Consider the following 23,383-nt stretch of genomic DNA (forward strand, 5'->3'; position numbering starts at 1 on the left):
CCCTCAGGGAAGGGCACTCGCCTTCGGCGCGTCGCTACCGTGGGTGCCTGCGTTACAGCACCAATGAGAGCAGCAGCACGAAGCCCAGCGCCACCACCGAGATCACGGTCTCCATCACCGACCACGACTTCAGGGTCTGCGGGACGTCCATCCCGAAGTATTCCTTGACCAGCCAGAACCCGGCGTCGTTGACATGTGAGAAGAAGAGCGAACCGGCGCCGACCGCCAGGACGAGAAGCGCGGTGTGGGTGGAGGTCATGTTGGCCGCCAGCGGGGCGACCAGACCGGCCGCGGAGATCGTCGCGACCGTCGCGGAGCCGGTGGAGACCCGGATCAGGACCGCGATCAGCCAGGCGAGGAGCAGCGGTGAGATGTGCCAGCCGTCCGACCAGTTGAGGATCATCTGGCCGACACCGGCGTCGATCAGGGTCTGTTTGAAGCCGCCGCCCGCGCCGACGATCAGCAGGATGCCGGCGATCGGGCCCAGCGACTTCTCCACCGTCGTGGAGATCCGCTCCTTCGGGAAACCAGCTGCCCGGCCGAGCGTGAACATGGCGAGGACGACCGCCGAGAGCAGCGCGATCAGCGGTGTGCCTATGACGTCGAAGATCCGGAAGACCAGGCTGCTCTTGTTGTTCACCGTGACATCCACCAGCGCCTTGGCCAGCATCAGCACCACCGGCAGCAGCATCGTGCAGATGGTGGCGGTGAAGCTGGGCCGCCGTTCCAGGTCGTCCGAGGCGCGGGGCGGGGTGAGGTGCTCGGGCGGGGCGACCTTGACCCAGCGGTCGGCGACCCGCCCGAAGAGCGGTCCGGCGATGGCCAGCGTCGGCAGCGCGACGAGCACGCCCAGCGCCAGGGTGGTACCGAGATCGGCATGGATGGAGTCGATCGCGGCGAGCGGCCCGGGGTGCGGCGGGACGAGGCCGTGCATCACGGACAGACCGGCCAGCGCCGGGATGCCGACCCGCATGAGGGAGTAGTTGCCGCGCCGCGCGACCAGCAGCACCACCGGGATCAGCAGCACGATGCCGACCTCGAAGAAGAGCGGCAGGCCGATCAGCCCGGCGATCAGCGCCATCGCCCATGGCAGCCGTCGTTCGCTGGTCCTGGCCAGCACCGTGTCGACGATCTGGTCGGCGCCGCCGGAGTCGGCGAGCAGCTTGCCGAGTATCGCGCCGAGTGCGATGAGGACACCAACGCCGGCGACAGTTGAGCCCAGGCCGGTCGTGAAGCTTGTGATCGTCTTGGCCAGCGGTGCCCCGGCGACGGCGCCGAGCACTCCCGAGCCGATGGTGAGCGCGAGGAAGGCGTGTATCTTCCAGCGGGTGATCAGCAGCACGATGACGGCGATGCCGGCCAGCGCCGCTATGGCGAGCTGAGCGTCCCCCGCACTGGTGATCGGGGGCGTTGTGGTGGCCGAGGCCGCTGCCAGCAGCTCCACGCTGAGTGCAGACACGTTGGTACTCCGTAGGGCAGTGGGTGTGGTGGGTTCAGCGGGGGAGTGCGGCGTACGCGCGCTCGGCGAGCTGCTGCGGGCCGCCGTCGATGGCGACGACAGCTCCGGCCTCGTCCGGTCCCAGCGGTTCCAGGGCGTCGAACTGTGAGCGCAGCAGGCCCGGTGGCATGAAGTGGCTCATGCGTGCGGTCAGCCGCGCGGCGATCAGTTCCTCGGAGCCGTCCAGGTGTACGAAGAACAGGGCGGGCGCCGCCGCTCGGAGCCGGTCCCGGTAGCGGCGCCTGAGCGCAGAGCAGCTGACGACCCCGCCCTCACCGTGCCGGTCCGTGATCCAGTCAGTGATCGCGTCCAGCCAGGGCGCGCGGTCGGTGTCATCCAGCGGGTGACCGGCCGCCATCTTCGCGATGTTCGCCGGCGGATGGAAATCGTCGGCCTCGGCGTACGGGACGCCGAGCCGTTCGGCGAGCAGCCCCCCGACGGTCGACTTGCCCGAACCGGACACCCCCATCACGACCACCAGGGGAGCGTGCGGATCTGCCATGTGCTGGTACCTCCTCGTCCATGCGACGGGACCAATAAACGCCATAGGTAGTACTTATTCAAGAGTTCGAAACCAAAATGTCACATGAGCTGGTCGCACCATAGGCTGTTGCCATGTCGAACCAGCTGGCGAGGGAAGGAGAGAGCGGCGGACTGCACGCCCGTGTGCTGGCGGAACTCGGCCCCGCCATCGCCTCCGGCGACCACCCGCCCGGCACCGTCCTCCGCATCGACGAGCTCGAACGGCGCTACGGTGTCTCGCGTACGGTCGTCCGCGAGGCCGTCCGTGTCCTGGAGGCCATGCACCTCGTCGAGACCCGGCGCCGCGTCGGCATCACCGTGCGCCCCACCGAGGCCTGGAACGTCTTCGACCCCGCCGTCATCCGCTGGCGCCTCGCCGGTGCGGACCGGCCGCGTCAGCTCCGCTCCCTCACGATGCTCCGTACCGCCGTCGAGCCGGCCGCGGCCGGGCTCGCCGCGGTGGCCGCCACGCCCGAGCAGTGCCGCGACCTCACCCTATTGGCGGCGGAAATGGCGGCCGCCGGGCGCGCCTCGGACCTGCGGGCCTACCTGGTGCACGACATCGCCTTCCACCGCGTGATACTCCGGGCTTCGGGCAACGAGATGTTCGCCCGCCTCGGCGATGTCGTCGCCGAGGTCCTCACCGGCCGCACCGAGCACCACGTCATGTTCAGCACCCCGGACCCCGAGGCCGTCACCCTGCACGTACGCGTCGCCGAAGCGGTCCGCGCACGCGATGTGGGGGCCGCGGAGCGGCTCATGCGCGAGATCTGCGTCGGCGCCCTCCGCGAACTGGACATCCTCGCGTAGCCCTCGCCGGGCTGGCCGGTGCGGTGCCGGGTACCCCCGGCGCGGGTTGCGTTCCCTCTGCCGGGGGTGCCGCTCTGTCCTCAAAGGGGTCCCCGTAGTAATCGCCGCGAAAACAACGAATATCGCTGACCTGCAGTGATGCGGCCTGGCGCGCTGGTCAGCCTTCCTGTCCGACGGATTCGGCAGCGGCGCCTTCGCGGTGCTTGCGCAGTTCCCGGTACAGAGTGGAGCGGCTTACCCCGAGTTGGGTGAGCAATAGTCCCCGAGTTCCGTGTTCGTCCGTAGCTCCCTGGCACGGCTGAGAGTGCCTGGACCTGGGCCTGTTACCTCGTTCGGGTGACTGCCGGCCGTTCTGACCCAACCTCGTCCGTAGTGCGCAACCCTCATCCCTGTCGGGATTCCTTCAGCCTGGGTGAAGTCGTGGAGGCGTGGCTTGGCTCTGGCCGTAGTACGTGATCTGCGCGAGTACCGGGCGCCGGTGAGGCTCGACGGCGACAGCCGTGCCAAGCCACGGTCCCGCACCTGCCTCTACGTCTACTTCGGCTGCGTTCGCCCCCTTCTGGAGAACTGGGCGGCGACCCGTGGTCACCTGCGCGAGATCACCGTCACCGACGTCACGGCCGTGCTGTCACCCCTGCGCGGATGGCAGCGGCGCAACGCGATCGCCGCACTACGCTCACTGTTTCGCTTCGCCAAGAAGCGCGGCCTGATCTTCGCCAACCCCACCACCCGCCTGAAGGCCGAGGACATCCAGCGCAACCTGCTGCCGATGACCGACGCCGAGGTCCTCGCCGTCCAGCGGATCGCCGCCACCCCGGCGCAACGGCTGATCGTCGCCCTGGCCGCCGTCCACGCCGCCCGCGCTACGGCCATCCGACGCCTCACCTTGGACGACCTCGACCTGCCCAACCGCCGGATCACCATCGCCGGACACGCCCAACGGCTTGGCGAACTGTCTCATCAGACCCTGCTGGCCCGGCTCGCCCAGCGTCGCATCACCTGGCCGAAGACTCCCAACCGGCACGTATTGATCAACGCGAAGACGGCCCTGGGAACCGGGCCTGTCAGTGCCGAATACCTCAAGCGGCACCTGCTGCACCAGGGCGTCTACCTCGAACGCATCCGCGGCGACCGGGTACTGCACGAAGCACTGACCGTCGGCGCCGACCCGTTGCACCTCGCCCTGGTCTTCAACCTGTCCCACACCGCCGCGAGCCGCTACGCGACCATCGCCCAGAACCTGCTCGACGACCAGACGGGAGTCTGCCGAGATGCGGTCGGAAGGGAGACCGGGCGCTCTTGACGGCTGCCCGGAAGGGGATCCCCGACCGAACGATGCTGGCGGAGCAGACAGAGCGGACCGGCCCGGCTGCTGTCGAGGAGCTGCTTTTAAACCAGTGGCGTCCCCGTCGACGAGCCTCATAGCTTGTGCGTTCGTGACTGATGATCCGAAGATGCGCCCGAACCGACACGACCTCGGCCGAGTGTTCAACGAGGTGCCGGAGCTCTACGACCGGGTCCGGCCGGGATACCCCGACGAGCTGTTCGCGGACCTTGGCTCCATCACCGGCATGGACGGACGGTCGTCGGTGCTGGAGGTGGGCTGCGGTACCGGTCAGGCGACGCGCTCGCTGGCAACGCTCGGATGCTCAGTGACCGCCATCGAGCCGGGCGCAGAAATGGCCGCACTCGCTCGCCAGCGGATCGCCACCTTCGGCAACGTCGAAGTCGAGACGTCGATGTTTGAGGAGTGGGACGACCGCGGTCGACGCTTCGATGTTCTCGTGGCTGCGTCGTCGTGGCACTGGGTCGACCCGTCAATTGGCTGGCAGCGAGCGCACGACGTGCTCTATCCCGCAGGCTGGGTGGCACTGCTCGGCAACGTCGTTGTCCGCCGGCCGGGAGAGCCGGAGGTGTACGCCGAGACCGCCGATCTCCACGAGCGATTCTGCCCCGGGAACCCCGGCTCGGGTCATCCGCCCCTGGAGGACGACGTGCGCACCACCGACGAGGGTTGGGGACTGGTCGAAGATCCCGGCGGATTGTTCGGCCCAACGATCGTGCGCTGGTACCCGACCGTTCAGTGGTTCAACGGGGACGGCTTTGCCGATCACCTTCGCTCGTTGTCGCTGTACCGGAGACTCGACCGCGACGTCCGTGAGCCCCTGCTTGACGCAATCGCCGAGCGCATCCGCACGCGGATGGGCGACCGAGCATCACGCCGTTACCTGAGCGTCCTCCGTGTCGGACAGCGCGCCGAGTGAGCCCAGTGGTGAAGGACCTGCCGATTCAGCGGCAACGGACCCGCCGCACTTTCATGCTTGCGTGCCGAAGACGCCGTGGGTTCCCAGTGAAAGCACCTCAGTCACGCTGAACTCACGGCCGACGTGCCGTTAACGAGCGGCGAACCAGGTGACAAGCAACCCGCCAGTAGCTTTCGGATCGAAGGCGCCCTGCTCACTCGTCGGTGTCGTCGGCCGCGTCGGCTTCGGCGAGGAGGCGGTAGACGGTGGCGACCGAGGGGTGCTCGCCCTTGTTCTTGCCCGAGGGGATGACGAGCTTGCCGGCGATCTGCGGGACGGGGACGCCCTGGGCGCGCAGGGCGCGGGCGTAGTCGGCCATGTTGTCGTCGACGACCTTGGGGCGCCCGCCGTGACGGCCGCGCTCGCGGGCGGACGCCTGGCCTTCCAGGGACTTTTCCCGGATGTACTCGCGCTCGGACTCGGCCATGCCGGCGAAGAACGCGAACAGGGCGGCGCCGTGACCGGAGGGGTCGTAGACCCCCTGGAGGGGGCCGGTGAGGAGTTCGCGTTCGATGTCGTGGTGCGCAGGTCCTCGGTGATGGCCAGGAGCTCGGCGGCGCCGCGTCCGAGCCGCTTCATCTCGTGCACCGTGAAGATCACCCGCTGGCGGGGGACGGCTGTCTTGATGGTGCGGGCGAAGTCCATCGCCTTGACGAACTCCGGCCGGACCTTGATCCGGGTGCTGATCTTCTCCGAGAAGACCGGATCACACCCGGCTTCCTCCAGGGCGTCGAGCTGGCTCTGGAGTTCTTGCTGGGCGGTACTGCAACGGGCGTAACCCACCCTCGTGGGCTTCGTGGCGGCCTTGGGCACGGCGCCGTCGATGGCCGGGCCCATCTCCCACGCGTGGCCGGGGCCGCGGTCGGCGGGGGTGCGGACTTCGAGGTCGGCGCGGAGCTGGGGCACCAGACCGGCCGGAGGTCGTCGTGGAACGGGACCGAATGGAGGCTATCCTCGCCGCCCATCCCCGTACACCCGCGGCGGTGGTTGATCCGGACGTGCTGTTCGCTGCCACGAGCCGCCAGGACCTGCGCGAGGGCCGGTTCACCGCGGTGATCGGGGACTGCCACGCCGTCCGGGAGGTCATCACCCACACCAGCTTCGGTCCCCTGATCCAGGAACGCGCCCCGGAGCTGCTGCCCGAGGTCTACGAGGGCTACCTGTCCCTGCTCGACGACGGCGAGGTCCTCGCCAACCTGTCACGGGGCCACCCGGACAAGTCGTCGACACAACTCGTCTACCCCTGCTACGACCTGGAGGTCTACGGCCGATCCGGGCAGTCCCGCGACCGCGTAGTGCAACCCTCCCAGCTGTACGTCGTGCTGCGTGAAGGGCGGCTGGAGCTGCGCGCCCACGGTGTCGTGGGCAGGCTGCGTCTCATGGCGCCCCCTGCCGGCGGACCGAGCATCCGCCAGGACCCGCTCTCCCCGTTCGCCTTCCCGCGTCATTTCGGCGGGGCCGGACTTGACGCCCCACCTTGGAGCACATTCCCCGTATCCGCTGTGGCCGTGTCGTCCTGCAACGCGAGACCTGGCGGGTCCCTGCCGCCCGCCTGCGCGGTGCGGCCGTTTTCGGCGGCTCCGTGGGACAGACGGGCGGGGAGGAGGCCGCGGAGTTCGTCGCCGTCTGTCGGCTGCGGTCCGAACTCGGCCTGCCTCGGCACGTCTTCGTCAAGGTCCCCGGTGAGCCGAAGCCGATCTACGTTGATTGGCAGGCTCCGCTCCTGGTACGCCAGTTGTGCCGGCTGGCCGCACGGAGGGATGGCACGCTGGAGATCTCCGAAATGCTGCCCACGCCCGACCAACGCTGGTTGAGCGTGCACGGCCATCGCTACACCAGCGAGCTGCGGTGCGCCGTGTTCTCCCCGGGGGGCCCGAGGTGAGCGCACACACCACCTTTCGCTTCAGTTCCGGCTATCACCGTGTGATCGGTGCCGCGAGCGCGTCGGCGGTCGGCGACGGCATGCGTTTCGCCGCCCTTCCGCTGCTGTCCGCCGCGCTGCTGCACGACGCGTTCCAGGTGTCCGCAGTCACTGCGGCTACGACGGTGCCCTGGCTGCTGTTCGGCCTGCCGGCTGGGGCCTACGCCGACCGGTTCGAGCGCCGCCGCCTGATGGTCATCGCCGATTTGCTGCGCGCCCTGACGCTGATCGTCACCGTGATGCTGCTCGCCTGCGGCTGGCTGACGTTTTGGTCCCTGCTGACCGCGGCGTTCCTGCTGGGTGTCGGGGAGGTGCTGTTCGACTGCGCGTCCTTCGCGCTGCTGCCGAGCATCGTTCCCAAGGAGAAGCTGGAGGCGGCGAACGGTCGGCTCTTCGGGGTCCAGACGGTGGGCCGCGACCTGCTGGGACATGTGCTCGGCGGAGTGCTGTTCACGGTGGGCCGGGCGGTTCCCCTCCTGCTCGACGCGCTCTCCTTTCTGACCTCTGCAGTGCCGCTGACCGGCGTTCGCGGGCCGCAGCCCGAGCGGTCCACCGTCAGGCCGCGGCTCCTGACCGACATCCGCGAAGGCTTGGTCTACGTGCTGCGTGACCCTTTGCTGCGCGCCCTGACCGTCTCCGCGGGCGTCATCAACGCCGTGTACCTCGGACAGATCGCCGTCTTCGTCATCTTGGTGCGCGATGTGCTGGGGCTCCCGGACGCCGCATATGGAGCGCTGCTGGCCGCCGGAGCCGCCGGAGGCGTGGTCGGCAGCGTGGCCGCGAGCCGTATGACCAGAGCGATGGGCCGGGTCCCCACCCTGATCGGAAACCTTGCCCTCATGGGTCTCGCGGGCCTGGCGGTAGCGGCAACCGACAGCGTGTACGTGGTCACCGTCGCCTACTGCGCCGCCGGGTTTGGCCTGATGGTCTGGAACGTCGTGGCCGTCTCCCTGCGACAGGGACTCATCCCGGATCGCCTCCTCGGCCGGGCAACCGGCGTGTACCGATTGTTTGCCTGGGGGACGATGCCCCTCGGCGCACTGCTCTTCGGCTGGCTGAGCACGTTGGCGGGACCGCAGACGGCCTTTGCGGCCGGCGGCGCGGTCACACTGGCGATGTGCCTGCCTGTCGCCTTCACCCTGCTGAAGGACAGCAGGATCACCGACGACCGCAAGAACCCCGAAGGTGCACATGATGAGTGAGCGAATCACCGAATTGGACAGCCTGGCCGAGCGGTGGGGCCTGAACGGCCTGGAACTGGTTGGCAAGGGTCTGGAATTCTCCGTCTACCGGGCGCAGGGGCGCGACGGGCAGCCCGTCGCGGTGCGTCTCGCGCACCGGCGGTTCGACTCGAACGCCAATGACCCCCATGTGGACACCCGGGCCTTGCTCCTGCAGGAGTACGAGATCGCGAGGCATCTGGCCGCCCACGGTCTGCCCGTCGCTCAGGCGAAGGAACTCGTCCTGGCGGACGAGCCGGCGTCCCCCGACGTACTGCTGTCTGCTTATGTCCCCGACGACGGATCGAGTCTCGACTCCTTGGGACTCGGGCAGCTCCTCGCGCGGCTTCATCAGGCGCCGCCGCCGCGCCTGACGCCCGTCGCGTCGGAGGGAGGGCCCACGGCGAGCGCGATCACCGCACGTATCGGGCGCCGTTGGGCCGAGATCGGCCACCTAGTCAACGACTGGCCCGAACCGCCGGACGCGTCCCTCGTCGCCGGACATCTCACCAGCCTGACCGAGGACAGCCTCCTGCACCTCGACGTCCGCAGCGACAACATCCGACGACAGCAGGGGCAGACCGTTGCCCTGCTGGACTGGTCGAACGCCTTGCTCGGGTCTCCCCCGGTGGAGTTCGGGCGCCTGGTCGAGTACGCCCGGTATACGGAGAACGAGCTCGATGTGGAAGCGATCCGCAGCGGATACGCGAGGACGGCAACGGTTCCGCCCGACAGCGATCCGTGCCTGTTGGTGTGCCGACTGGACGCCGCACTGATGCTGGCTCTCGTCTTCCTCTCTGAGGCGCCCGACCCGAGCCGTGGACCGGCGGCAGCCGACCACGCACGAGAAATCGCGCTCAGGGTGATCGCACGTCACGCGTAGCAGTTCATTTCACTTCGAACCTCTTGGAGTACGTCATGGTGAACCTCACCCGTATCTACACGAAGACGGGAGACGACGGCACGACTGCTCTTGGTGACATGAGCAGAACGAGCAAGCTGGACAAGAGGCTTGCGGCCTACGCCGACGTGGACGAGGCGAACTCCTCGATCGGCGTGGCCATCGCGGCAGGGGATCTCTCGGACGAGATCGCCACTCTTCTGGTGCGGATCCAGAACGACTTGTTCGACGTAGGCGCGGACCTCTGTACGCCCCTGTCGGAACCTGGGCGCGACACAGCAGCCTCGCTTCGTGTGGAGGACTCGTACATAGAGTTCCTGGAAGAGCAGTGCGACTGGTTCAACGAGGGTCTTGAAAAACTGCGCGGCTTCATTCTCCCCGGCGGAACGCCCGGCGCCGCTTTCCTCCACCAGGCCCGGCCGGTTCCTCCCCCAGCTACCGCTGGGAGGTAGGGGTGTCCCAGCAGACTGTGTCGCCCAAGTGCCGCCGGCGATGGCGCATAGATCGCCGGGTCCTGGCACACAGTCGTGGGGGCACCTCCTGGGTGCACCTCCAGGCCGAAGGCTGGGGGAGAGAGTCACCCCGGAGGCGCCACCGACCCAACCACCGAACAAGCGCACCCCCACGGCGCAGGGCACCAAAATCCAGCCCGTCCGGCGTTTGAGGACAAAAACAGCAACCCCGTGAGGGCTACGGCTCCATCGCCGGGCGGAGCCGCTCCAGCAGAGCGTAAAGCGTGGCGCGCTCCGGCTCGTCGAGGGTGTCGAGCGCGCCGTGGGTGGCCTGCATCTCCTCGCGGACACGGCGAATCGTCTCGTTGCCGGCGTCGGTGGCGATGACGTTCTTCACTCGGCGGTCGGTGGGGCTCACCTCGCGCTGGACGAAGCCGTGGGCTTCGAGGCGGTCGACGATGCCGGTGATGTTGGAGGCGTCGCAGACCAGCCGTTCGGCGAGGACGCGCATCGGGGCCGGGCCGCTGCGGAGCTGGGAAAGGACCTTGGCCTGCATGGAGGTGAGGCCGTGGCGGGCAGCGGCGGCGGCGAAGTCCTGCCACATGGCGGTGCCAATGGCCGCAACCAGCTCAAGGAGCTCGATCTTGGCGGGCGCGCTCGGCGGCGTCGGTGTGGAGGTGCTCATGGTTGAAGCGTACCGAAAATACTTGAGCTGCTCAAGTATTAACTTGACTACCTTAACTATCGAGCCCGGTCAGAACAGCACCAAGGTCCCGAACACCGCCAGCGCGACCGTGCATCCGGCCGCCAGGACGGCCGTCCGTGTGCTGAGCGCGGGCGGCGGCTCCGTAGCCAGCGCTCTCGCCCGCCGCTGAGCAGCTGCCAGGAAGGTCAGCCACGCCAACGCACACAGTGCCAGGGCTGTGTCCGAGAGCGGCGACAGACCGTGGCGCAGCGCCAGCCGCCCGGCCAGCACTCCTGCGACCGCGCAGGAGAGGACCGTACGCTGCCAGGCCAGCCGTGTCCGCTCCGGCTGGAGCCCGGGGTCACGCGCCGCCCGCTGCATCAGCCCGCCCGTCCGGCGACGACGATGAGCACCATGCCCACCGCGACCCCGGCCACCAGCAGCGCCAGCGCCGCCGGGAAGCGGGAAAGCGGCAGATCCTCGCCCCGCCGCATGGCCAGCTCGCACCGTACCCACTGGTTGACCGCCCGCAGGGCGCACATCACCCCGCCAGCCAGTAGCACCAGCGCGAGCGCCACCCGTACCGGGCGGTGCAGATGCGGCAGGAACTGGTCCACCGCGAAACCGCCGCCCACCAGCGCCATCGCGGTACGCAGCCATGCCAGGAAAGTCCGCTCGTTCGCCAGCGAGAAGCGGTAGTCGGGCGTCGGGCCCTCCTCGCGCACCCGCTCGGGCGTGAACCACAGCCGGATCCCCGCGGCAGCCGCTCGTACGAAGCCGGTCATTCAGGGCCGCCGTTCCGTTAGCCGACGGAAGGCTTCGAGGCCGTCCGGTACCCAGTCCCACTCCGGTAGCCGGGCCGCAAGTTCGTCGTCGGTCAGGAAGGCGTGCCAGGCCACCTCCTCCGCCTGCGGTGACACCGGGAGCTCGCAGCGGACCTCATAGACCCTGGACCACCAGGTGTGCCCGGCGGCCTTCCCCGAGCCCTCGTAGAGGAACGAGAACAGGGGAGCGGGCTGTGGCAGTCCCGACACCCCCAGCTCCTCCTCCGCCTCCCGCAGCGCCGCGTCGTCGTATGTCTCGCCCGCCCCGACGACTCCGCCGACGAACATGTCGTACAGCGATGGGAACACCAGCTTGACGGGGGTACGCCGGTGCACGAAGATCCGGCCCTCACTGTCGCGTACGAGGATGAACACGCACCGGTGCCGCAGGCCGCGCGCGGTCGCCTCGCCGCGCCTCGCCTGGCCGATCACCCGGTCGTGCTCGTCCACGATGTCGAGCAGTTCGTCCGTGGAGGGCGGCACGAGACGGAACCGCTCGGCGACGACCAGCGTGTCGTCCGTGATGGCGATCCCGGGTTCCCCCAGCGCCTCCCGCATCGCTTCGCCGCCCCAGAACCGCTCATGGGTGGCACGCCAGTGCGCCACCGTCTCGTACCCCTCGCCCTCGTCAATGGCGTGCGCGAGGTCGATCTCGGCCAGCGGTACGACCCGCACCTCCGTGGTCTCGACCACCGCGACCGGCCGGCCGCCGGAGTCGATGACGGCGGACCGCTGTCCGACGACGGGCAGCGGGTCGCCGGAGCGTGCGTAGTCCTCGTACAAGCCGGTAGTGGAGGTCTTCGCCCCGGACAGGACCGCGGCGACGAGCTCGTCGCGTACGGGTCCTGGGAACGCGAATTCGGCCCTGGGGAGAGCTTTGAGGAGATCGTCGTACGCAGACATGCGCCCAACTTATGCGACGCCAGGCATGTCACGACAACGGGAACGCGACAACGCGGCTATGGGCGCCGTGCCGGTCGAGCCGCATGGCGGCGGCTCATGTTTCGCACGTTGAAGGCGGTACGGTGCCGCCGCTCGGGGTAGTGGTCCGATCGCGGCCCCGGAGTGGATGTGCGAGCGTGGGCCGGAAAAGTACCCGTACAGGAGGCGAGCTATGAAGCGACCCAAAATCCTGGTGGTGGGCGGCGGATTCGCCGGCCTGGAATGCGTGCACCGGCTGGAGCGCCGGCTCTCCCCGGACGAGGCGGAGATCGCCCTCGTGGCCCCGTTCAGCTACCAGCTTTACCTGCCGCTGCTGCCACATGTCGCCTCGGGCGTTCTCAATCCGCAGGCCGTCGCGGTCCCGTTGCGCAGGGTCCTGCACCGCACCGTGGTGATCCCCGGCGGGGCCATCGGCGTGGACGCCGAGGCGAAGGCCGTCGTCATCAGGAAGATAAACGAGGAGGTGATCGCGGAGCGGTACGACTATCTCGTCCTCGCTCCCGGAAGCGTCACTCGCACCTTCGACATCCCGGGACTGATCGAGTACGGCCGAGGCATGAAGACCCTCGCCGAGGCCGCCTTCATCCGCGACCACGTCATAGCGCAGCTCGACCTTGCCGCCGCCAGCACGGACGAGGCCGAGCGGGCCTCGCGGCTGCAGTTCGTCGTGGTCGGCGGCGGCTACGCCGGTACGGAGACCGCCGCCTGCCTGCAGCGGCTCACCACCGCCGCTGTCGAGCGCTACCCGCGCCTCGACCCGGGGCTCATCAAGTGGCATCTGATCGACGTCGCGCCGAAGCTCATGCCGGAGCTGGGTGACAAGCTGGGCCTGAAGGCCCTGGAGATCCTGCGTGGACGGGGGGTGGAGGTGTCCCTGAAGACCTCGGTCGCCAAAGTCACCGAGGAAACGGTCACCTTCACCGACGGCCGCGAGCTGCCCTGCCGCACCCTGATCTGGACCGCCGGAGTCGTCGCCAGCCCGCTGGTCGGCACGCTCGGCACCGACACGGTACGTGGCCGCCTTGTCGTCGACGCCGAGATGGCGGTCCCCGGGCTCGACGGGGTCTTCGCACTCGGCGACGCCGCGGCCGTACCCGACCTGGCCAAGGGCGGCGACGCCATCTGCCCGCCGACTGCCCAGCACAGCATGCGGCAGGGCCGGGTCGCGGCCGAGAACGTCACCGCCGCCCTCCGCGGCGGGCCGCTGCGTCCGTACCGTCACAAGGACCTCGGTCTGGTCGTCGACCTGGGTGGCACGGATGCCGTCTCCAAGCCCCTCGGCATCCCCCTCAGCGGACTCCCCGCCCAGATCGTCGCCCGGGGCTACCACCTGGGCGCCATGCGCACCCTCACCGCCCGCTTCCGGGTCTCCGCGCTGTGGTTCCTCAATGCCGTCGCGGGGGACGATTTCGTCCGTACGGGCTTCCTGGCCGGCCGGCCCGCGACGCTGCGGACCTTCGAGATGACCAACTCCTACCTGACACCTGAGCAGGTCCGTGCTCACACGCGGGCACTACGGTCCGTGGCGTAACCGCGCTTGGTAAAAGGCCGTCTCTGCTTCGGTCATAAGTCGCTTTCAAGGGTCTGGGCCGCTATTGGCGCTACGTAACCTGAAATCATCCCGTCGGCACTGGGCGGATGGGAGCAGGGAGCGACTACCCGTGGAAAGCGACATCCTCCGTAAGGCGATTTTTTTGCTGCGCGACTGCCATGAGTCGGAGCAGCAGGTCGTTGAGGGCCTCAAGAGCTACTACCCGGGCCTCTCGCTCGGCGATCGCGAACGCTACGTCGGCGAGGCCTGGGACATGGTCCATGGGATCCACACCACGGTCTGACCCAGCGAGCGCAACGCGTTTTCTCCGCATCGGGCCCTCCCGCAAGTGCCGCTGAGAGGGCCGTATGCCGCTGTGGGGCATCGAATAGAGTTTCCTCCCGCAGGCCGGAAGGGATGATGCCCCATGAGCAACCTCGATTCGAAGCCCATTCCCACCAGGTGTGGAGGCCGCGGGGACGTCCCCGGCGAGCCGGTACATGAGCTGCTGACCGGGCGGCTGGTGCCGCTGGGCGACAGTACGGTCGTCCGCCGTCTGCTGCCGAACCTGGGCCGGAGGATGGTCGGTGCCTGGTGTTTCGTCGACCACTACGGGCCGGATGACATCGCCGACGAGCCAGGCATGCAGGTGGCGCCACACCCGCACATGGGTCTGCAGACGGTCAGCTGGCTGCACGCCGGAGAGGTGCTGCACCGCGACAGCCTCGGCAGTCTGCAGACGGTCCGGCCGTTCGAGCTGGGGCTGATGACCTCGGGCCGGGCGATCTCGCACTCGGAGGAGTCGCCGCGCGAGCACGCGCCGACCCTGCACGGGGCCCAGCTCTGGGTGGCCCTGCCCGACGGGGACCGGCACACCGCGCCCGCCTTCGAGCATCACGCCGAACTTCCCGTGGTGAACGCTCCGGGGCTCACCGCCACCGTGATCCTCGGCGAACTCGACGGCGCCGTCTCGCCCGGGACGGCGTACACGCCGATCGTCGGCGCCGATCTGGCGCTGGCGGCGGGGACCGACGTAAGGCTGCCGCTTGAGCCGGACTTCGAGTACGCCGTGCTGGCCATGTCCGGCGCCACCGAGGTCGACGGGGTGCCGGTGGAGCACGGCTCGATGCTCTACCTCGGCAGCGGCCGTGATGAGCTGCCGCTGCGGGCGGAAACCGGAAGCGGGCTGATGCTCCTCGGCGGCGAGCCGTTCGCCGAGGAGCTCGTGATGTGGTGGAACTTCATCGGGCGGTCCCACCAGGACATCGAAGAGGCCAGGAAGGACTGGTCGGAAGGGTCCCGCTTCGGTGAGGTGCACGGCTACGACGGAGGCCGACTGCCCGCCCCCGAACTCCCGCCGGTGCCCCTGAAACCGCGGGGACGGGTGCGTTGACCTGAGGTTATGCGCCTGGAGGCTCATGCCGTGGTGTGCGTGCCCACCGGGGCGGGCAAGTCCGCAGTGGCAGAACTGGCCATCGCGCAGACCCTCCACCGCGGATGGGTGCTCTATCTGGCACCGACCAACGCCCTGGTGGGCCAGTTGGACCGGCGATTGTCATCGGTTTTCGGGGCTCTGCCAGGAGTACAGGTGCGAGGGTTTCCTCGGTGGCGCCGAGTACGCCGTACTGGAGAGCGAGGACCTCGCCGTCATCGATTCCTGTCAAGTGCTGGTGATGACACCCGAGAAGTGCTCGTTGGCTTTGCGGCAGAACCCTGCGGCCTTCGAGGACCTCCAGCTGTGCGTCCTCGACGAAGCTCACCTTATCGAGGAGCCGAACGGACGTGGGGCTCTCACCGAGTTGGTCATAGCCGAAGTGTTGCATAGGGCTCCCCATGTCAGGGTGCTGTTCCTGTCGGCGTTGGTTGCCAACGCCGAGGACTAGCGGAGTGGCTCACCGCAGTGACCGGTGCCGAGGCCATTCCCATCAGCCACCCCTGGCGTCCCACGAGGACACTGCGAGCCATCGCGGGATTCGACCGGGCGGGCGATGAAGCCGCTCGGGCTCTCGCCAGGCAACGCCTGGCCGCGCTTCCGGCCAGTCGGAAGAGGCTCGCGTACGATGCGCCCATTTCGCTGCTGGTCGGACTTCAGGGAGCCTGGGCATCCAACCAGCCCTGGGACTACGCGGTGGTCCGGACTCCGATGCTCGCTCCCAGAGAGCTTCACCGAACGGATGGAGTGGCTGCGACAGGTGTATGCCTCCCGATGACCTCGGCCATCGTGACGTCGATGGCGGAGAACGGCCATCGTGTACTCGCTTTCCTTCCCCAGAACCGGCACCACAGTTTCACCCAGGCAGTCAAGCTGCCTGGATCCGAAAGCTGGGTACCGGCCGGCGGCGATGAGGACATTGAGGCACTGCTGAACCTGGCGGGCGCCGAGCTCGGCATCGCGTCCGAGCTGAGGGTCGCCCTGGAGAAGGGGGTGGGAGTGCATACCGGCGCCCTCCTGCGCGAGGAGCAGCGTGCCAGCGAAGTTGCGTTCGACCGAGACCGGGTACGAGTGCTTTTCGCGACCGGCACGCTCTCGCAGGGTCTGAACCTGCCGGCGACTGCGGTGGTGATCGGCGGGACACAGGTGGGATTCGACCAGGACGCCTCACCTGCTGAGCGCGAGCGCCGCTCACGTACCCAGCTGCTGAACGCGATCGGAAGAGCCGGACGCGCCTACACGTCTGCCCGGTCGGTCGCCGTGGTCGTACCGGGGCGAGCCACCCAGGTGGCAGCTGACGTCAACGGCAGAAACGTGGCAAGAGGAGCTGACGCATCCTTCCTGATCCAGGAGGACGCCGCGAACGACATCAGCAGCAGACTCGACAGTCTCATCGAAAAGGTTCTCGGCGGAAACCTGGAAGTCGGCACCCTGGCGGGCGAAGAACAATCCGCCTTCTCCTTTCTCTCCTTCGCAGCGGGGAGTGGCGACGCGTCGGGTGTGGTGCGACGGACCTGGGCGGTCCACAGGGCCGGAGCCGCGAGCCAGGTCGAGGCGATCGCCGATGCCCTCGAAGCCACCGGCTCGGCGTTTCTTGCCCGTGAACAAGTACCGGACTGGGTGAGCCTGGCCGCCCATCGGGCTGGACTCGGGCTCCCGGAGACCTCGTATCTCTACCGATGGCTCTTCGCTGACCTGGGCGAGTACGGAGCCCCCGACACGGTGGAGGATTGGGTCGACGTTCTCGTGGACGCTCTTGGAGAAGCACCACCAGAGACGGTCGAGAGCCTGCTCCCGCTGACAAGCGACTACCGGTGCACCGCGGTTGAAGGGCTCTGGTCTTCCGAGCCGGGCGAAGCGGCCAGCGGGCGCCAGGCTTTGGAGACCACGCTGCTCGCGTGGATCCGTGGGGAAGACCTGCTGTCCGTGGCGCGCCATGCCCTGGGACCGCAGGCGGAGAGGACTGGCGGGCGTGGTCAAAACATGCCCCTGCCAAAGATCATCGGCCTGACCGACCGAGGGTTCGGGTTCCGGCTAAGCGTGCTGGCCGGAGCACTGGGAGCGATCGTCACCACTAGGTCTATTGCCATTCGCTATCAGATGGGGGGCCGGCAGTCCGGGTGCCATCGCGTGGATGAGAGCAGGGGTCCGGCCTCGGGTCGTCGCGCACCTGCTTGAGCGGCGCATGCCTCTCACTCCCTCGGCAGACTCGATGAACGACGAAGAGCTGCTTCGGCTCGCAGGTCGCCACCTCGCACAAACACCGGAGTGGATCCTGGAAGCTATGGAGGATGAGCGGGAGCGAGAACTCTTCCGCGCGATGTACCGGGTCCGCGAACTGAGGTGACTCCTTCAGCAGGTTCTTGTACCTCCCTGCTGTTCTGGGGAAGCCCGGATCGTGGCTGTCGTCATAAGCTTTTCGGGGAGGCTGGCTTGCGGCATTCCTGCGACCGTGCGGGCACTCTGAGAAGCACGAGGGGCCGCGGCGGTCGCCGAGGCCCCTACTGTGCTTGGTGTGACGTGGTTGTACCGCAGTTTATACGAGGCGGAGGACGGGCCAGGTGTCGGGCATACCGAGTAGTTCTCGACCCGTGCGGGTGTGAGGGCGAGCTCCCGGGCAAGGACCGATACGGTCAGACCGACTTCACGGGCTGCAAGCTTGAACGCCTGACCCAGAAGTACCGGTTGCTCCCCTGAGTATCCGCTGATCGGCTCCGGACTGAATCCTGGCTGTCCCTGCAATGCCCGCAGCCTCTGGTAGGCCCGGCTCGCCGTGGCGTCGGAGATCAGCCCCAGTTCGCGGCACCGGTAGACCAGGGAATGAACCGAGACGCCCCATGTGCGGGAGAGGCCGCCGAGCCGGGCGAAGTCGATGCGGCCGGGGAGCAGGGGATGGATGCTCTCCGTCGGGGTGAGGAACTCTGCAGCGAAAGCGTCGGCACTGAGGGGGCCTGACCGCTGAGCGGCGGGCCTTTCGTGAGGGTGTCCGGCGGGAGGCCGGCGAGCGGTTCGCGCGGGGTGAGAAGACCTCGGTGATCGCGAAGGACTTACGGGTGAGCGAGCGGTCGGTGGAACCGTCGGCGAAAGCGACTTCCGACATGAGCGCGGCGGCGATCTGGTGCCGTGAACGCAGCCGCCCGCGCAGCGCGACGGCGGTCTCCAGCAGCGCGCTGCGGACCACGGCTGGTCCCTGCCGGTGGCGTCTGTGGGGGCCTCCCGCACCCCTTTCGGCGGCGGTTGAACCGGCCTCAGGCACGTATCTCGTGAGGACGATCAACAGGTCTGTCGCTGGTTACTGGGAGTGACGCCGTGCGCCAGACCTTCGGTTACGCCGGGACGCAGTCCATCGCGCGGCTCATTCGATGGCGTAGGTGATGAGGACCGCGCTCAGCGGACGGCCTGGGACTGGACCGTCCACGTGGTGTGAAACGTCATCCCTTGACAGCGGATGTCGGAGTCTTCCTTCAACGTCACAGCGGCAGCCAGCACGAATGGCAGGTTGGCCTGGCTGAGGTCAAGCGTGGGCAGGGGGCCCACGCCGGCTGTGGACAGTTCGATCTGATCGTGGCAGTACGTCATGTCGTCGGCGTTCGCAACGGTGTCGACAACGACATCGCCGGCGGCAATGGAGGTCAGTTGGGCCCTTACATTGCTGTTCGGGTTGGTGAAGGTGAGGGTGACGTCTGCGGTTTCACCGGGCAGCAGTGTGGCGGTTTGCCCGCCGGTGACCGTGATGGGGGCGAAGTACTCGGCGGAGCCTGCCACTGGGCCCGATGTGCTCTGCTGGATGAAAGGCATGATGTGCCTCCTGCTCAGACGGACTGGATGTGCGTAGGAACGGTGTGTCCTCGGCGGCCCGTGCTTCACCGACGCTCGTCAGCGATCAGTGGGCGCTGCCGTGGATTTTCTTGCCGGGGCCTGGAGTCGGCGGTTCACAGCCGCCCGGGAGCCCGATCAGCCGACGTGGCCACATCGGCCATGGGCCTGGGAAGGGGCCAGCGCTCTGTCGCCGAGAACGCGGACGGCCCTCCCGCTCAGGCCGATCGAAACAGTGGTGAGGGAACACGCCGGCCCGAAACCGCTGCCTCTGCGGGCGCTCAGGAAAACGGTCAGGACGGCAGCCGAACCCCGGCCTGGAACGCCGTCCCTGGGGCCGACGGTGGGCCAGCTGCCACTCTCCCGTGGAGGGAGGGGCGGCCCACCTGTTCGGATGCGTACAGTAACCCATTTGCACCACGTCGTTGACAAGCATATTGACGTCACGTCACCCGAACGGTGGAGCGCTCGGAGTCGGCAGCCCGCGGGAAGTGCGCCCTTCTGGTCGTCCCGCATGCGATGGCCTGACAGGGCCTGACAGGGTCTGGCCGGGGCGCGCCCGCGACATGGGTGAGAGGCCGACTGACGGGATGCGCTCCCTGAGCCGGCCGGCCCCTGTGTCTTGTGTGCGGCCGTCATGCCCTCACGGGCGGCCGGTTCACGGGTACTGAGCTTTTCGTATCAGGTTTGGGGTGATGGTCAGTCCGGTCTCTGTCAGGCAGCCGTCGATGAGGTCGGGGCGGTGCTGGATCTGGCTCAGTGCCCGGCGCGGGGTGCGGGTGAGGTGGTCGGGGTCGGTGAAGGCGACGTTGGCCAGGGCTCCGCGCCGAAGTAACGACCAGATCCCTTCCACCGGGTTGAGATCGGGTGCGTAGCTGGGGAGCTGGAAGATGGAGAGCCAGTCGTGGTCGGCGGCGTACTGGCGCATTCCAGCTGCCCGGTGAGTGTTCAGATTGTCCCAGACCAGAACGATGGGGGCGCCGAGCTGCAGGTGAGCGCGGACGGCGAGGTCGCGGTAGTCGGTCAAGGCGAAGCTCTTGCGGGCGCCCTTCCAGGGCAGGTGGAAGCGCGGACGGTAGATAAGCCGGGACCTCTCGCCGGGCTTGTAGCAGGCCAGCGCGGCGATCGAGATCCGACGCCGGGACCGGCCACGGACCCGCACCACGGGAGTGCGTCCGCGCCGGCCCCAGGTGCGGGCATGCGGCGGCGTCATCGCGAACCTGGCCTCGTCCTCGTAGACGATGTAGGCCCCGAGCGCCGCCGCGGTGCTTCCACCCGCGGTTCCGGATACCGGAGTAGCGGCACGGCTCGCCGGTCTTTTCACCTGGGTGGATGAGGCGTTCGAAGCCAATGGCCGATCCAGTCGTGTGTTCGGTCGTGGCTAGGGCGGTCACGGTGGCAGCCGCCAGGGCCGGGTTGATCAGCAGACAGGCCGCCCAGCGCACAGCGTGCGACACGGCGCGTGCCGTCGCCGGGCGTCATTCTCCGGTGGAGCGGGCCGCGGGTCGGTTTCCAGCGGGCGGTGCGGCGCGCGGCCGATTACGGTACGGCTTATGGGTATGGAGAGCCGGAACGCGAGCGCTGTCCTGTTCGACGTGGACGGCACCTTGATGGACACCAACTACCTGCACACCGTGGCCTGGTGGGAGGCCTTCCGTCAGATGAAACACACGGTGAGCATGGCCTCGATCCACCGGGCCATCGGCATGGGAGCCGACCACCTCCTGGAACATCTGCTCGGCAAGGACCGCGACCAGGACGAGGACGAGGCGATCTCAACGGCTCACCTGGTGCTCTATGCCCAGTACTCTCCCCGCCTGCCCCCGCTCGAAGGCGCCGCCGACCTGCTGCGGGGGTGCGCCGCGCGGGGCTGGAAGGTCGTACTGGCCAGTTCAGCGAAGAGTAAGGAGCTGGAGGCGATGCGCCAGTCGCTGGGGGCTGACGACGCGATTACGGCGGTCACCAGCGCGGACGATGTCAAGGCGAGCAAGCCGGCCCCGGATCTAGTGGAAACGGCGCTGAAGCGCGCCGCGGTCCCGGCGGACCGGGCTGTCTTCATCGGCGACACGGTCTGGGACGTGTACGCGTCCCGCCGGGCCGGGGTGCGGTGCCTGGGGGTGCTCACGGGCGGCATCTCGGCCGCGGAACTGCTCGAGGCGGGCGCGGCCGCGGTGTACGAGGGACCGGCGGATCTCTTGGCGCGTATCGACGACAGCCTGCTGGAGTCCGTGGGCGGGTAGCCAGGCCTTGTTCCTGCCCGCCCGCGGCGGGTTACCCGGACGGGAGTCCGGTTCCGGGCCATACCTGGTGCCTCCGGTCATCCGGTCGCGGAAGCCGTTGTCACTCGGCGGGGCCTGCCGGGCGGCTGCCGTAGTCCCGGATCTCCTGGGGCTTGCGGCGACGGCCGTCCCGCGGCACCTCCTCCGGCTCACGGCGGCCGGACTCCCGCCGCACATGCGGCCCTTCGTCCTGGTGACCCGGGCCATGGCCGGCGGGCGAACCGGAGTCGAGCTCCTCACGGGTGTGCCAGGCGCCGGCACGCGGCTGCGGCCCGGCCGGCGGCGCGTGCTCCCGTGCCCGGCGCTGGATGCCGTAATAGACGGCACCGATCAGCACCCCGACGACCACGATCCCCGTCACGACCGGCCAGACCCCGGCGACGGTCCCGGCGAGGGTCTGGCCGTCATTCGTACTCGCATACGTAATGTCCATGACGGCCGCCTACCCCTGCCGCCCACGACGACACCATTCGTGCCCTCTTCCACGCTGGTGACGAACCGCCATCGCACAACGCCGTCACACAATAAGGCCCGCCCGTGATCGTCGTCACGGGCGGGCCTTATAGGGGAACAATGGCCGGACAGGGAGCGGACCTTATGGACACACCCCGGCCGAGGCGCTCTTAATGGTCGAACGCGTCCTTGGCCTTGCGTCCCGCCTGCTTCGCGTCTCCCTTGATTTGCTCGGCCTTTCCCTCCGCGACGAGGCGCTCATTTCCGGTCGCCTTTCCCGCCGTTTCCTTGGCCTTGCCCTTCATCGTCTCGCCAGTGTGCTTGGCCTTCTTCGCGGAAGCCATTTCCGTCTCCTCTCGCTCAATCCTGCGAAGCTACACCTGCCCCGGCGCCACAGCCCTATGCGCCACCGGCTCCGTACGGCCGTCCTGCCGCCCGCGCGGATGGTGCTGGTGTATGGGGACTTGAAGCCAGAACACGTGTGGCGTGTCCGGGGCCGGTGACCTTTCACCACACGGACGGCCGTTACGAGTGCCTTCACGACGGCTGCCCGGGGGAGTTGAAGGCGGCCCACTTCCCGGATGCTTGGTACTTCATCCACCCGGGGCGCGAAGAGTGTGAGGGGTGGTGCGCGCTGCCCCCGGCCCGGTCGAGGGCGAAGAGAGGTGAGAGGGGGCGGAAGAAGCCGGGCGAGAACATCCGGGTCACGCCTGAGGCTTGGTACGCGGAGGTGGTGGGCGACCCGGAGGAGGCACCACCGGAGCGCTTGCAGGGGCGTCGGCTGGCGCTGCTGAAGGCTATGGAGGCCGGAGGCAACGACGCCGTGCGGGAGCTGGTGGAGTCCTGGGGCTTGGTTGGGAAGGTCGGTCCCCGTGGCGGGATTCGGGTGGAGCTGCCCCCGGCGGAGTAAGCCGCCGCGCCCCGGGCTACAGGGTGAACGGGCTGCCGGCGCGGCGTGAGGTGGCTGGTTTCCGTCGACAGCAGGCGTCACAGCGGACGGCCTCACCGGTGGCCACCAGCTCCGCGGCCTCGGAGGAGGTCACCTCCTGGTCCCGGTCACCTTCGATCCAACAGTCAGCCCGGTGGATGGTCTGATCCGGTCCGGCACTGGCTTGGCGATGCCTCTGCACCCGGCCAGCCCGTGGCTCCACTGTCGTCCTCGGCCGCCGAGAGCTCGGCGTACTGCTCCCCCGCGATGGGCTGCACGATCGGGTAAGGACCCTGGAAGGTCACCGCGAACGGCTCGGGCCGGACGATCCGCGGGCCGGGGAGAACCGGGCGATCAGGGTGACCTCCAGTTCGTACCACTACTGCCCGGATTGCGGGTCCTTGCTCCGGCGGCTGTGACTGAGCGCTTCACTTGGCCATTCTGAGCGCTTTAGTTGGCCGGCAGTGTTGCGCCGGGTTGGAAGAGTCGGCTCGCGAGCCGGCCGTCAAGCTGAGGGGCGGTCTCGTTCCCGTGCGGTGGGCGGATGGCCCCCGTTCTTCAGTTTCCACGACGCTGCACCGTTCCGCCGTCGACCTTGAACACGCTGCGGATCCACCTGCGGCCACCTGCGGTCGAGCACGCCGTCAGCGGACCGAGCGCCTTCGGTTCTCGAGGAAGCCGCGCTCGGCGGCGTTGGTGGTCACGGCGAGCGCGGCGTCGTACGCCTCGGCGGCCTCTCGACTGCGATCGAGGCGGCAGAGCAGGTCGGCGCGGGTGGCATGGAACAGGTGGTACCTGTCGAGGTCGCCTTGCAGGCTGTCGACGACATCGAGGCCGACCTGAGGCCCGTCCACCTCAGCCAGCGC

Annotated in this window: 24 protein-coding genes and 7 pseudogenes; 17 read left to right on the forward strand and 14 right to left on the reverse strand. The window is 68.5% G+C overall.

What is annotated here, in order from left to right; all coding sequences use genetic code 11:
• Positions 1-52: 52 nt before the first annotated feature.
• Complete coding sequence (locus FCI23_RS24985) at positions 53-1,459, reverse strand: GntP family permease (RefSeq protein ID WP_136726168.1); 1,407 nt, start codon at positions 1,457-1,459, stop codon at positions 53-55.
• A 34-nt stretch (positions 1,460-1,493) separates the two neighbouring features.
• Positions 1,494-2,000: a gluconokinase gene (locus FCI23_RS24990; RefSeq protein WP_136726169.1), complete on the reverse strand. Its 507-nt coding sequence runs from the start codon at positions 1,998-2,000 to the stop codon at positions 1,494-1,496.
• 113 nt (positions 2,001-2,113) lie between these two features.
• Between FCI23_RS24990 and FCI23_RS24995 the strand changes: the two genes are divergently transcribed.
• The 3 genes from FCI23_RS24995 (at position 2,114) to FCI23_RS25005 (ending at position 5,094) form a co-directional block, all read left to right on the forward strand.
• Positions 2,114-2,830 carry a FadR/GntR family transcriptional regulator gene (locus tag FCI23_RS24995; RefSeq protein WP_136726170.1) on the forward strand — a complete coding sequence of 239 codons (717 nt, stop codon included), beginning with the start codon at positions 2,114-2,116 and terminating at the stop codon, positions 2,828-2,830.
• A 433-nt stretch (positions 2,831-3,263) separates the two neighbouring features.
• Positions 3,264-4,133, forward strand: a complete 870-nt coding sequence (locus FCI23_RS25000) for a site-specific integrase (RefSeq protein WP_136726171.1) — start codon at positions 3,264-3,266, stop codon at positions 4,131-4,133.
• A 181-nt stretch (positions 4,134-4,314) separates the two neighbouring features.
• Positions 4,315-5,094 carry a class I SAM-dependent methyltransferase gene (locus FCI23_RS25005; RefSeq protein WP_246143955.1) on the forward strand — a complete coding sequence of 260 codons (780 nt, stop codon included), beginning with the start codon at positions 4,315-4,317 and terminating at the stop codon, positions 5,092-5,094.
• Positions 5,095-5,287: 193 nt separating this feature from the next.
• On the opposite strand, the gene FCI23_RS60035 is transcribed toward FCI23_RS25005, so the two are convergent.
• Both FCI23_RS60035 and FCI23_RS63865 read right to left on the reverse strand, forming a co-directional pair.
• On the reverse strand, positions 5,288-5,560 hold the full coding sequence (locus FCI23_RS60035; protein ID WP_246143957.1) for a recombinase family protein: 273 nt from the start codon (positions 5,558-5,560) through the stop codon (positions 5,288-5,290).
• A 152-nt stretch (positions 5,561-5,712) separates the two neighbouring features.
• Positions 5,713-5,970 (reverse strand): annotated as a pseudogene (locus FCI23_RS63865) (recombinase family protein); the annotation flags it as partial.
• Positions 5,971-6,610: 640 nt separating this feature from the next.
• On the opposite strand from FCI23_RS63865, the gene FCI23_RS25015 reads away from it, so the two are divergent.
• The 4 genes and pseudogenes from FCI23_RS25015 to FCI23_RS25030 form a co-directional block, all read left to right on the forward strand.
• Positions 6,611-7,015: a lantibiotic dehydratase gene (locus FCI23_RS25015; RefSeq protein ID WP_136726172.1), complete on the forward strand. Its 405-nt coding sequence runs from the start codon at positions 6,611-6,613 to the stop codon at positions 7,013-7,015.
• Positions 7,012-8,256 (forward strand): MFS transporter, encoded by a 1,245-nt coding sequence (locus FCI23_RS25020; protein ID WP_136726173.1) that lies wholly within the window; start codon positions 7,012-7,014, stop codon positions 8,254-8,256. The genes FCI23_RS25015 and FCI23_RS25020 overlap by 4 nt, the downstream gene beginning before the upstream one ends.
• Entirely contained in the window at positions 8,249-9,157 is a 909-nt protein-coding gene (locus tag FCI23_RS25025; RefSeq protein ID WP_169316929.1) for a phosphotransferase family protein, read from the forward strand. The genes FCI23_RS25020 and FCI23_RS25025 overlap by 8 nt, the downstream gene beginning before the upstream one ends.
• 35 nt (positions 9,158-9,192) lie before the next feature.
• Positions 9,193-9,591, forward strand: a pseudogene (locus tag FCI23_RS25030) (cob(I)yrinic acid a,c-diamide adenosyltransferase); the annotation flags it as partial.
• Positions 9,592-9,865: 274 nt separating this feature from the next.
• Here the strand turns inward: FCI23_RS25030 and FCI23_RS25035 are convergent.
• The 5 genes and pseudogenes from FCI23_RS25035 to FCI23_RS63875 all read right to left on the reverse strand — a co-directional run.
• The gene (locus FCI23_RS25035) at positions 9,866-10,312 is read right to left on the reverse strand and encodes a MarR family winged helix-turn-helix transcriptional regulator (protein ID WP_136726176.1); all 447 of its coding nucleotides are present in this window, start codon (positions 10,310-10,312) and stop codon (positions 9,866-9,868) included.
• 69 nt (positions 10,313-10,381) lie between these two features.
• Entirely contained in the window at positions 10,382-10,693 is a 312-nt protein-coding gene (locus FCI23_RS25040; protein ID WP_136726177.1) for a DUF202 domain-containing protein, read from the reverse strand.
• Positions 10,693-11,097 carry a YidH family protein gene (locus tag FCI23_RS25045; protein ID WP_136726178.1) on the reverse strand — a complete coding sequence of 135 codons (405 nt, stop codon included), beginning with the start codon at positions 11,095-11,097 and terminating at the stop codon, positions 10,693-10,695. Before FCI23_RS25045 ends, FCI23_RS25040 begins: the two co-directional genes overlap by 1 nt.
• Entirely contained in the window at positions 11,098-11,619 is a 522-nt protein-coding gene (locus FCI23_RS63870) for an NUDIX hydrolase (RefSeq protein WP_246143966.1), read from the reverse strand. It abuts the gene before it with no gap.
• 9 nt (positions 11,620-11,628) lie between these two features.
• Positions 11,629-12,039, reverse strand: a pseudogene (locus FCI23_RS63875) (ASCH domain-containing protein); the annotation flags it as partial.
• Positions 12,040-12,250: 211 nt separating this feature from the next.
• On the opposite strand from FCI23_RS63875, the gene FCI23_RS25055 reads away from it, so the two are divergent.
• From FCI23_RS25055 to FCI23_RS64615, 8 genes and pseudogenes are all read left to right on the forward strand, one after another.
• Entirely contained in the window at positions 12,251-13,609 is a 1,359-nt protein-coding gene (locus tag FCI23_RS25055) for an NAD(P)/FAD-dependent oxidoreductase (RefSeq protein ID WP_136726180.1), read from the forward strand.
• Positions 13,610-13,739: 130 nt separating this feature from the next.
• Positions 13,740-13,913: a hypothetical protein gene (locus tag FCI23_RS56645; protein WP_169316930.1), complete on the forward strand. Its 174-nt coding sequence runs from the start codon at positions 13,740-13,742 to the stop codon at positions 13,911-13,913.
• Between the two features lie 123 nt (positions 13,914-14,036).
• Positions 14,037-15,002 carry a pirin family protein gene (locus FCI23_RS25060; protein ID WP_136726181.1) on the forward strand — a complete coding sequence of 322 codons (966 nt, stop codon included), beginning with the start codon at positions 14,037-14,039 and terminating at the stop codon, positions 15,000-15,002.
• Positions 15,003-15,011: 9 nt separating this feature from the next.
• Positions 15,012-15,182: pseudogene (locus tag FCI23_RS63880) on the forward strand (DEAD/DEAH box helicase); the annotation flags it as partial.
• A complete protein-coding gene (locus FCI23_RS62435) occupies positions 15,118-15,492 on the forward strand; it encodes a DEAD/DEAH box helicase (protein ID WP_407646025.1) in 375 nt (124 codons plus the stop codon). The pseudogene FCI23_RS63880 and the gene FCI23_RS62435, both read left to right, overlap by 65 nt.
• Before the next feature lie 323 nt (positions 15,493-15,815).
• Positions 15,816-17,219, forward strand: coding sequence for a helicase-related protein (locus FCI23_RS25070; protein WP_169316932.1), 1,404 nt, complete (start codon positions 15,816-15,818; stop codon positions 17,217-17,219).
• Between the two features lie 7 nt (positions 17,220-17,226).
• On the forward strand, positions 17,227-17,388 hold the full coding sequence (locus FCI23_RS56655; protein ID WP_169316933.1) for a hypothetical protein: 162 nt from the start codon (positions 17,227-17,229) through the stop codon (positions 17,386-17,388).
• Between the two features lie 604 nt (positions 17,389-17,992).
• A pseudogene (locus FCI23_RS64615) lies at positions 17,993-18,115 on the forward strand (IS630 family transposase); the annotation flags it as partial.
• A 313-nt stretch (positions 18,116-18,428) separates the two neighbouring features.
• On the opposite strand, the gene FCI23_RS25080 reads toward FCI23_RS64615, so the two are convergent.
• On the reverse strand, positions 18,429-18,839 hold the full coding sequence (locus FCI23_RS25080; RefSeq protein WP_136726184.1) for a hypothetical protein: 411 nt from the start codon (positions 18,837-18,839) through the stop codon (positions 18,429-18,431).
• A gap of 676 nt (positions 18,840-19,515) precedes the next feature.
• Positions 19,516-20,136, reverse strand: a pseudogene (locus FCI23_RS25085) (transposase); the annotation flags it as partial.
• A 274-nt stretch (positions 20,137-20,410) separates the two neighbouring features.
• On the opposite strand from FCI23_RS25085, the gene FCI23_RS25090 reads away from it, so the two are divergent.
• Positions 20,411-21,097 (forward strand): HAD family hydrolase, encoded by a 687-nt coding sequence (locus FCI23_RS25090; RefSeq protein WP_407646021.1) that lies wholly within the window; start codon positions 20,411-20,413, stop codon positions 21,095-21,097.
• A 100-nt stretch (positions 21,098-21,197) separates the two neighbouring features.
• Here the strand turns inward: FCI23_RS25090 and FCI23_RS25095 are convergent, their stop codons facing one another.
• Complete coding sequence (locus FCI23_RS25095; RefSeq protein WP_136726185.1) at positions 21,198-21,569, reverse strand: DUF6479 family protein; 372 nt, start codon at positions 21,567-21,569, stop codon at positions 21,198-21,200.
• Positions 21,570-21,759: 190 nt separating this feature from the next.
• Positions 21,760-21,933, reverse strand: coding sequence for a CsbD family protein (locus FCI23_RS25100; RefSeq protein WP_136726186.1), 174 nt, complete (start codon positions 21,931-21,933; stop codon positions 21,760-21,762).
• 155 nt (positions 21,934-22,088) lie between these two features.
• Between FCI23_RS25100 and FCI23_RS25105 the strand changes: the two genes are divergently transcribed.
• Positions 22,089-22,499: a hypothetical protein gene (locus FCI23_RS25105; protein WP_136726187.1), complete on the forward strand. Its 411-nt coding sequence runs from the start codon at positions 22,089-22,091 to the stop codon at positions 22,497-22,499.
• Between the two features lie 662 nt (positions 22,500-23,161).
• On the opposite strand, the pseudogene FCI23_RS25110 reads toward FCI23_RS25105, so the two are convergent.
• Positions 23,162-23,383: pseudogene (locus FCI23_RS25110) on the reverse strand (RNA polymerase sigma factor); the annotation flags it as partial.

Source organism: Actinacidiphila oryziradicis (genome assembly GCF_005047355.1).
Taxonomy (GTDB): domain Bacteria; phylum Actinomycetota; class Actinomycetes; order Streptomycetales; family Streptomycetaceae; genus Actinacidiphila; species Actinacidiphila oryziradicis.